Source organism: Exiguobacterium sp. RIT594 (genome assembly GCF_003339585.1).
GTDB lineage: Bacteria > Bacillota > Bacilli > Exiguobacteriales > Exiguobacteriaceae > Exiguobacterium_A.
On record NZ_QPKF01000021.1, the window covers coordinates 1 to 351 of the forward strand.

Consider the following 351-nt stretch of genomic DNA (forward strand, 5'->3'; position numbering starts at 1 on the left):
ACATATGGAGGATTAGCTCAGCTGGGAGAGCATCTGCCTTACAAGCAGAGGGTCGGCGGTTCGATCCCGTCATCCTCCACCATTTTTTATTACACTTGCCGGTGTAGCTCAGCTGGTAGAGCAACTGACTTGTAATCAGTAGGTCGCGGGTTCGACTCCTGTTGCCGGCACCATTTTCACCTTAAATATCATCATCGACCTTGAAAAAGTGTAGATGCTACCTTTTAACACCCTGCCGGGGTGGCGGAACTGGTAGACGCACAGGACTTAAAATCCTGCGGGGGTTTCCCCGTGCCGGTTCGATTCCGGCCCTCGGTACCATTTAAATTTAACTGTTTGATCAATTACCCC

The 351-nt window shown here is 50.4% G+C and carries 3 tRNA genes; all 3 read left to right on the forward strand.

Annotation, left to right across the window (positions count from 1 at the left end):
- Positions 1–6 precede the first annotated feature (6 nt).
- The 3 genes from DVG79_RS16005 to DVG79_RS16015 all read left to right on the forward strand — a co-directional run bounded on the left by DVG79_RS16005 (position 7) and on the right by DVG79_RS16015 (position 321).
- Positions 7–82: transfer RNA gene (locus DVG79_RS16005), tRNA-Val, on the forward strand.
- A gap of 15 nt (positions 83–97) precedes the next feature.
- Positions 98–173 (forward strand) — tRNA-Thr (locus tag DVG79_RS16010).
- Between the two features lie 61 nt (positions 174–234).
- Positions 235–321, forward strand: a tRNA-Leu gene (locus DVG79_RS16015).
- The last annotated feature ends 30 nt before the right edge of the window (positions 322–351 follow it).